Source organism: Streptomyces niveiscabiei, assembly GCF_001419795.1.
GTDB classification, from domain to species: domain Bacteria; phylum Actinomycetota; class Actinomycetes; order Streptomycetales; family Streptomycetaceae; genus Streptomyces; species Streptomyces niveiscabiei.
On the sequence record NZ_LIRL01000330.1, the window covers coordinates 1 to 8219 of the forward strand.

8 protein-coding genes are annotated in these 8219 nt (G+C 69.5%); 4 read left to right on the forward strand and 4 right to left on the reverse strand.

What is annotated here, in order from left to right:
• The first annotated feature begins 141 nt into the window (after positions 1-141).
• From AOK24_RS16895 to AOK24_RS16910, 4 genes are all read left to right on the forward strand, one after another.
• Positions 142-756 carry a hypothetical protein gene (locus AOK24_RS16895; protein WP_055720901.1) on the forward strand — a complete coding sequence of 205 codons (615 nt, stop codon included), beginning with the start codon at positions 142-144 and terminating at the stop codon, positions 754-756.
• Positions 757-905: 149 nt separating this feature from the next.
• Positions 906-2288: a ferredoxin reductase family protein gene (locus AOK24_RS16900; protein WP_055720902.1), complete on the forward strand. Its 1383-nt coding sequence runs from the start codon at positions 906-908 to the stop codon at positions 2286-2288.
• Between the two features lie 64 nt (positions 2289-2352).
• Positions 2353-3447 (forward strand): FMN-binding protein, encoded by a 1095-nt coding sequence (locus AOK24_RS16905; RefSeq protein ID WP_055720903.1) that lies wholly within the window; start codon positions 2353-2355, stop codon positions 3445-3447.
• A 49-nt stretch (positions 3448-3496) separates the two neighbouring features.
• The gene (locus tag AOK24_RS16910; protein WP_055720904.1) at positions 3497-4234 is read left to right on the forward strand and encodes an FAD:protein FMN transferase; all 738 of its coding nucleotides are present in this window, start codon (positions 3497-3499) and stop codon (positions 4232-4234) included.
• Between the two features lie 102 nt (positions 4235-4336).
• On the opposite strand, the gene AOK24_RS16915 is transcribed toward AOK24_RS16910, so the two are convergent.
• The 4 genes from AOK24_RS16915 to argJ are packed head-to-tail and all read right to left on the reverse strand — an operon-like array spanning position 4337 to position 8133.
• A complete protein-coding gene (locus AOK24_RS16915) occupies positions 4337-4861 on the reverse strand; it encodes an arginine repressor (RefSeq protein ID WP_010350234.1) in 525 nt (174 codons plus the stop codon).
• Positions 4862-4868: 7 nt separating this feature from the next.
• On the reverse strand, positions 4869-6065 hold the full coding sequence (locus AOK24_RS16920; RefSeq protein WP_055720905.1) for an acetylornithine transaminase: 1197 nt from the start codon (positions 6063-6065) through the stop codon (positions 4869-4871).
• Complete coding sequence (gene argB / locus AOK24_RS16925; protein ID WP_055720906.1) at positions 6062-6985, reverse strand: acetylglutamate kinase; 924 nt, start codon at positions 6983-6985, stop codon at positions 6062-6064. The genes AOK24_RS16920 and argB overlap by 4 nt, the downstream gene beginning before the upstream one ends.
• Entirely contained in the window at positions 6982-8133 is a 1152-nt protein-coding gene (argJ, locus tag AOK24_RS16930) for a bifunctional glutamate N-acetyltransferase/amino-acid acetyltransferase ArgJ (protein WP_055720907.1), read from the reverse strand. The genes argB and argJ overlap by 4 nt, the downstream gene beginning before the upstream one ends.
• Positions 8134-8219: the final 86 nt, after the last annotated feature.

Here is an 8219-nt window from a genome sequence, read left to right on the forward strand (position 1 = left end):
CCCGACCCCCGAGTCCGCCCTCCTCCAGGAGATCCACTACTGCGAGTGCGGCCACCCGCACCCCCAACTCCCCCCGGACGTCCCCTTCATCGGCTGCGGAGCGAGCTGGACGGTCACCAACCTCCAGGCAGGGACCCCCTGATGGCGAACCCCGTGGACAGACGCGACCGGCGTTGGGCCGAGCTGGCCCGCGAACTGGAGTTCACGCAGCTCCCCGAACTCCGCCGCCAGGCGGAAGGCTGGCGGGCCGGGCTGACCGGCCTCACCGCGCTGCTCGCCGTCCTCGTCACCCTCAAGGGCAGGGACGACCTGGCCAAGACCCCCGACTGGTCCCGCTACACGGCCGGCGCCCTGATGGCCGCCGCGTTCGTCCTCCTCGTCGCAGGCTCGGTCCTCGCCGTACGAGCCGCTCACGGCAGCCCCGACCACCGCATCCTCCTGGCCGGCCGGTCCCTGCGTACCTGGACGAGAAGCGAGATCGTCCGGGTCACCCGATATCTCCGGTACGCGGCGGCCTGCTGCTTGGCCGGAATCGCCCTGTCGGCGGCGGCCGTGATCGTCGTATGGGCGACGACGGAGGGGGACCCCGCTCCCAGCCATCTGATCCGGGTCACGACGACGACCGGAGAGCGGTGCGGGGAGCTGCTGGGCGCGGGCCCGGGCGGCGTACGTATCAAGCCGGGCGGCGGTAAGGAGACGTTGCTCCCGGCGGCGCGGGTGACCTCGGTGACGCCGGTGGCGGCCTGCCCCTCGTAAGACCTCCGTAAGACCCTCCGTATGGCCTCCGTAGCCCCCCGTACGGAAAGATTGTGTAGAAGTCTCGGAGCCGATACTCGCCACCGGCTGAACACTCTCCGCCTCCGCCGCGTATCTGTGGGCCAAGGGTCAAGTCCCACGGAGGAACCGTGACCACCACGATCGCAGGCGGACGTGCCGCCCGCCGCCAGACGATGCGCCGCATCCGCCCGCGCCGGTCCCCGGCAGTCCCTCTGCTGCTCGCCGTGTGGGCGGGTGCGGTGGGTGTGCTGTGGCTGTGGTGGGACAACACGCCGAACGTCGCGAACACCGACAGCATGATCCTCAACGCGGGCCGTATCACCGGCCTGTTGGCGGGATATCTGATGGCGCTCGTGGTGTTGCAGATGGCGCGGGTGCCCGTGCTGGAGCGCTGGGTCGGCTCCGACCGGGTCGCGCGGTGGCACGCGATGAGCGGCCGGTACACGCTGTGCCTGACGTTCGCGCACGTGTTCCTGATCGTGTGGGGCTACGCGCTCCAGGCGGGCAAGACGCTCGGCGACTTCGTGCAGCAGACGCTGGACCTCGTCAACCAGCTGCCGGACATGGGCAAGGCGGCGATCGGCACCGGCCTGCTGGTGCTGATCGGCGTGGTCTCGGTGGGCGGCGTACGCAAGCGGATGCCGTACGACACCTGGTACCACATCCACCTGATGACGTACGCGGCCGTGTTCCTGACGTTCTGGCACCAGCTCACCACGGGCAACGAGTTCGTCGTCAACTCGACGGCGAAGACGGTCTGGTACGGCCTGTACGGCACGGTCACCGCGCTGGTGGTCTGGTACCGGGTGCTGACGCCGATCCGGCTGAACCTGCGCCACCGCATGTACGTCGAGGCGGTCGTCGAGGAGGCGCCCGGCGTCGTGTCGGTGCTGATCGGCGGGCGCAAGCTGCACCGGATGGGCGCCGAGGCGGGCCAGTTCTTCCGCTGGCGGTTCCTCGCGCCCGGCATGCGGTTCAGCTCGCACCCGTACTCCCTGTCCGCCGCGCCGCGCCCCGGCATGCTGCGGATCACGGTGAAGGCGAACGGCGACCACAGCACGGCCCTCAGGGGTCTCCAGCCCGGTACGAAGGTGTGGGCCGAGGGCCCGTACGGCGCGATGACCGCGTCGCGCCGCAGCCGGGGCAAGGTGCTGCTGGTGGCCGGCGGGGTCGGCATCACCCCGATGCGCGCCCTGTTCGAGACGCTGCCCGGCGCCCCCGGTGACCTGACCCTGCTCTACCGCGCCAACAGCACCCAGGACCTCGCCCTGTGGGACGAGCTGGCGAAGATCGCCGACGAGCGCGGTGCCCGGCTCATGTACGCCGTGAACAGCCCCGACGGCGAGCGTCCCGACATCTCCGCCGAGTCCCTCCAGCGGAAGATCCCGGACATCGCCGAGCACGACGTCTTCATGTGCGGTCCGGGCGGGTTCGCGCAGTCGGTGTACGAGTCGCTGCGCGGCGCCGGGGTCCCGGCCCGCCGGATCCACCACGAGTCGTTCGAGATGTAGCACCGGCGCTCCCTCGGCGCCCCCAGACCTCTCCTTCCACGGATATTCAGGAGCCCAGAAACAGATGAGGAAGAGCCACCCGCTTCGGCGTGTCGTGCTGGCCAGCGCCGCCACCGTGTCCGGGATCGTGCTGCTGCTGACGCTCAAGCCGTCCTCCGACCCCGGTTCGTCCGCGCAGGCGTCCGGCTCGGGCGCGTCGGCGCAGGAGGCGGCCCAGGGCGGCGCCGGCGCGCCCGTCACGGGCACGGTCACCGGGGACGCGATCCAGACGCAGTACGGCAACGTCCAGGTCAAGCTGACGATCGACAGCAACCGGATCACCAAGGCGGAGGCCGTCCAGGCGCCGTCCGGCGGCCAGAGCACTCAGCGGACCGCGGACGCGGTGCCCAAGCTCAACGCGGCCGTCGTCGCCAAGCAGTCGCCCGACATCGACACGGTGTCGGGGGCGACGTACACGTCCGAGGGCTACAAGAAGTCGTTGCAGTCGGCCATCGACAAGGCCAACTCCGGCGGCGCGCAGGGCGGTTCCGGGAAGGGCGGCGGCCAGGCGCAGGCGTCCGGTTCGTTCACCGGTGACGTCGCGCAGACGCAGTACGGCGACGTCCAGGTCCGCATCACCGTCGCGGGCGGCAAGATCACCAAGTCCGAGGCCGTCAAGGCGCCCACGGGCGGGACGAGCACACAGAAGACCGAACAGTCCGTCCCCAAGCTGAACTCCGAGGTCCTGGCGAAGCAGTCCGCCGACGTCGACACGGTGTCGGGGGCGACCTCCACGTCCGAGGGGTACAAGAAGTCCCTCCAGTCGGCGATCGACAAGGCCAACGCCGGTTCCGCGCAGGGTGGTTCGCAGCAGGAGCAGGGTTCGGGGAGCGGTCAGGCGCAGGCGTCCGGGACGTTCACCGGGGACGCTGCGCAGACCCAGTACGGGGACGTCCAGGTCCGCATCACCGTCGCCGGGGGCAAGGTCACGAAGTCCGAGGCCGTCAAGGCGCCCACCGGCGGGACGAGCACACAGAAGACCGAACAGTCCGTCCCCAAGCTCAACTCCGAGGCGGTCGCCAAGCAGAGCGCCGACATCGACACGGTGTCGGGAGCGACGTACACCTCCGACGGCTACAAGAAGTCGTTGCAGTCCGCCCTGGACCAGGCCGGAGTCTGACCCGGTGACCCCCGAAGCTCCCGCCGCGGTACGTCATGTGGAAGAAGTCATGGGGACTGTCTTCTCCTTCGACGTCCGCGGCGGGAACCCCGTCCGGATCAGCGCGGCCCTGGAAGAGGCGGTGGCCTCCCTCCACCGCGTGGACGAGGTCTTCAGCACGTACCGCGACGACAGCGAGATCTCCCGCATGGCGCGGGGCGAACTGACCTTGCCCGACTGCTCCCCCGAGGTGACGGAGATCCTCGAACTGGGCGCGCGGGCCGAGGAGTTGAGCGGGGGTTGGTTCAGCATGCGCTACGAGGGCCGCCTCGATCCCACGGGGATAGTGAAGGGCTGGTCCACGGAAAGGGCGGCCCGCATCCTCGCGGAGGCGGGAGCGACGGGGGTGAGCGTCAACGGGGGCGGAGACGTACAGCTGTTGGGGATACCGGGCCCTGAACGCCCGTGGCGGGTAGGGGTATCGGACCCGCTGCGGCCGGGAGGCTTGGCGGCGGTGGTATCAGCAGCGGGCGCCCCGGAGTTGGCGGTGGCGACGTCGGGCACAGCGGAACGGGGCGCGCACATAGTGGACCCCAGAACAGGCCACTCGGCGGTAACGGACCTGGTAGCGGTGACAGTTGTGGCCCCCACCCTCACCTGGGCGGACTGCTGGGCAACGGCAGCATTCGCGATGGGTTCGAGGGAGGCGCTGGCATGGCTGGAGGACTTGCCGGACGTAGAAGCTTTACTGATCACGGCGGGAGACGAGGTCAGATGCACAGGGGGCCTTGCAACACGCCTCGGCTGAAGGTTTTTAGGGGCGCGGGGCTGTGTTGATTTGCGGCTACCGCCGCGCGGGCGCGACCAGCCACAACGAACCCGCACCCGGCCAACCACAGCTCCCCCCACCTCAGTTGCCGTTCTGAGCCAACCGCAGCAGATGATCCGCGAGCGCCTGCCCCCCACTAGGCTCCCGGCTGATCAACAGCAACGTGTCATCCCCGGCAATGGTCCCCAAGATGTCATGCAACTCAGCCTGATCGATGGCGGACGCCAAGAACTGCGCAGCCCCCGGCGGCGTACGCAACACCACCAGATTCGCCGAAGCCTCCGCAGAGATCAGCAACTCGGAGGAGAGCCGCCGCATCCGCTCCTCCTTCGCGGACTCCCCCAGCGGAGCGCGAGGCGTACGGAACCCCCCCTCGCTGGGCACGGCATAGATCAAGTCCCCGTCGGTATTACGGATCTTGACCGCGTTCAACTCGTCGAGGTCACGCGACAGCGTCGCCTGCGTGACACTCAACCCGTCATCGGACAGCAGCTTCGCCAGTTGGCTCTGCGACCGCACCGGTTCGCGGTTGAGGATGTCCACGATCCGCCGATGACGCGCGGTGCGCGTCTGGGGAACGGCCGGCCCAGCGGCAGCGTCACTCATCGTCGTCTCATTCTCCGGCTCGTTCCCCGTTCACGGCATCGAGGATGCCGGGCAGCGCCCGAAGGAACGCGGCCACCTCGTCGTCGCTCAGATTCAGCGGCGGCATGAGCCGTACGACGTCGGCGGCGGGCGCGTTCACCAGGATCCCGGCCTCCTGGGCCGCCTGCTGCACCTGCGCGGCGTACGGCCCGGTGAGCACGATACCGAGGAGAAGGCCCGCGCCCCGGACATAATCGATCAACGAGTGCCCGAGACCTTCGATCCCGTCCCGCAACTTCTCGCTCTGCGCCTTGACATTCTCCAGCAACCCTTCGTTCTCGATGGTGTCGAGGACGGCGATGCCGGCGGCGCAGGCGACGGGGTTGCCGCCGAAGGTGGTCCCGTGGTGCCCGGGCTTGAGCAGCTCGGCGGCGCGCCCGAAGGCGACGGTCGCACCGAGCGGCAGGCCGCCCCCGAGCCCCTTGGCCAGCGTGACCACATCGGGCAGGACGCCTTCGTGGGCCTGGTACTCGAACCAGTTCCCGGTGCGCCCGATCCCGGTCTGCACCTCGTCGAGGACGAGCAGCGCGCCGGTCGCGGCGGTGATGGCGCGGGCCGCCTTGAGGTACCCGGCGGGCGGCACGACGACGCCGTTCTCGCCCTGCACGGGTTCGATGATCACGAGCGCGGTCTGGTCGGTGACGGCGGCGGCGAGGGCCTGCGCGTCGCCGTACGGGACGTGCGTGACGTCGCCCGGCAGCGGGTGGAAGCCGTCCTGCTTGCCGGGCTGCCCGGTGAGCGCGAGGGCGCCCATGGTCCGCCCGTGGAAGCCGCCGGTCGTGGCGACCATGTGCGTACGGCCGGTGAGGCGCCCGATCTTGAACGCGCCCTCGTTGGCCTCGGCGCCGGAGTTGCAGAAGAACACCTTGCCGTCGCGCCCGAACCGGGCCAGGAGCCGTTCGGCGAGGGCGACGGGGGGCTCGGCGACGAAGAGGTTGGAGACGTGGCCGAGGGACGCGATCTGCGTGCTGACGGCCTCGACGATCGCGGGGTGCGCGTGGCCGAGCGCGTTGACGGCGATGCCGCCGACGAGGTCGAGGTACTCGTTGCCGTCGGCGTCCCACACCTTGGCGCCGACGCCGCGCACGAGCGGGAGCCGGGGGGTGCCGTAGTTGTTCATGAGCGCGCCCTGCCAGCGGGCGGTGAGCTCCTGGTTGCCGGTCATTCCGAGTCCCCCTCTTCGTTGTCGGAAACGGCGTCGTCCGGCACGACCATCGTGCCGATCCCGTCGTTCGTGAAGATCTCCAGCAGGATGGAGTGCTGGACGCGGCCGTCGATGACGCGCGCGGTCTGCACGCCGCCGCGCACCGCGTGCAGGCAGCCCTCCATCTTGGGGACCATTCCGGAGCTCAACTCCGGGAGCAGCTTCTCCAGTTGGGAGGCGGTGAGGCGGCTGATCACCTCGTCGGAGTTCGGCCAGTCCTCGTAGAGTCCCTCGACGTCCGTGAGGACCATGAGGGTCTCGGCTCCCAGTGCCGCAGCGAGTGCCGCAGCAGCCGTATCAGCATTGACGTTGTAGACATGTCCGTCGTCCTGGCTGCGCGCGATCGACGAGACGACCGGGATGCGGCCGTCCGCGAGGAGCGCTTCGATGGCGCCGGTGTCGATCTCGGTGATCTCGCCGACGCGTCCGATGTCGACCAGCTCGCCGTCGATCTCGGGGCGGTGCTTGGTCGCGGTGATGGTGTGGGCGTCCTCGCCGGTCAACCCGACGGCGAGGGGCCCGTGTTGGTTGAGGAGGCCGACCAGCTCGCGCTGGACCTGTCCGGCGAGGACCATCCGTACGACGTCCATGGCGTCCTCGGTGGTGACGCGCAGGCCGGCCTTGAACTCGCTGACGATGCCGTGTTTCTCGAAGGCGGCGTTGATCTGCGGGCCGCCGCCGTGCACGACGACCGGCTTGAGCCCGGCGTGGTGGAGGAAGACGACGTCCTGGGCGAACGCGGCCTTCAGCTCCTCGTCGACCATGGCGTTGCCGCCGAACTTGATGACGACGGTCTTGCCGTTGTGCCGGGTGAGCCAGGGCAGCGCCTCGATGAGGATCTGCGCCTTGGGCAGGGCCTTGTGCTTGCGGGTTTCGCTCATGACGAGTACGCGCTGTTCTCGTGGACGTAGTCGGCGGTGAGGTCGTTGGTCCAGATGGTCGCGGTCTCGGTGCCGGCGGAGAGGTCGGCGACGATGTGGACCTCGCGGTAGCGCATGTCGACCTTGTCGCGGTCCTCGCCGACGCCGCCGTTCTTGCAGACCCAGACGCCGTTGATGGCGACGTTCAGCTGGTCGGCCTCGAAGGCGGCCTTGGTCGTGCCGATCGCGGACAGGACGCGGCCCCAGTTGGGGTCCTCGCCGTGGATGGCGCACTTGAGGAGGTTGTTGCGGGCGATGGACCGGCCGACCTCGACGGCGTCGTCCTCGCTCGCCGCGTTGATCACCTCGATCTTGATGTCCTTGCTGGCGCCCTCGGCGTCCCGGATGAGCTGCTGCCCGAGGTCGTCGCAGACCTGGCGGACGGCTTCCGCGAACTCGGCGTACTCCGGGGTGACTTCGGAGGCGCCGGAGGCGAGCAGGAGGACCGTGTCGTTGGTCGACATGCAGCCGTCGGAGTCGACGCGGTCGAAGGTGGTCCGCGTCGCGTCGCGAAGTGCCTTGTCCAGCAGGTCACTTGGGACGTCCGCGTCGGTGGTGACGACGACCAGCATGGTGGCGAGGCCCGGCGCGAGCATCCCCGCGCCCTTGGCCATGCCGCCGACGGTCCAGCCGTCCTTGGTGACGACGGACGTCTTGTGGACGGTGTCGGTGGTCTTGATGGCGATGGCGGCCTTCTCGCCGCCGTGTTCACTCAAAGACGCTGCCGCCGCTTCGACTCCCGGGAGCAGCTTGTCCATCGGGAGGAGGACACCGATAAGTCCCGTGGAACACACGGCCACTTCACCCGCGCCGACGTTCAGCACCTCGGCGGCCTTCTCGGCGGTCGCGTGCGTGTCCTGGAACCCCTTCGGTCCCGTACACGCGTTGGCGCCCCCGGAGTTGAGGACGACGGCCGCCAACTGGCCGGTCTTGAGGACCTGTTCGGACCACAGCACCGGCGCGGCCTTCACGCGGTTGGAGGTGAAGACACCGGCGGCGGCGCGGCGCGGCCCGGTGTTGACCACGAGGGCCAGGTCCGGGTTGCCGCTCTCCTTGATCCCGGCGGCGATGCCCGCCGCCGTGAATCCCTTTGCTGCCGTCACGCTCACGGTGCGACTCCGATCGTGGAAAGACCCAGCTCCTCGGGGAAACCGAGGGCGATGTTCATGCTCTGTACGGCACCGCCGGCGGTGCC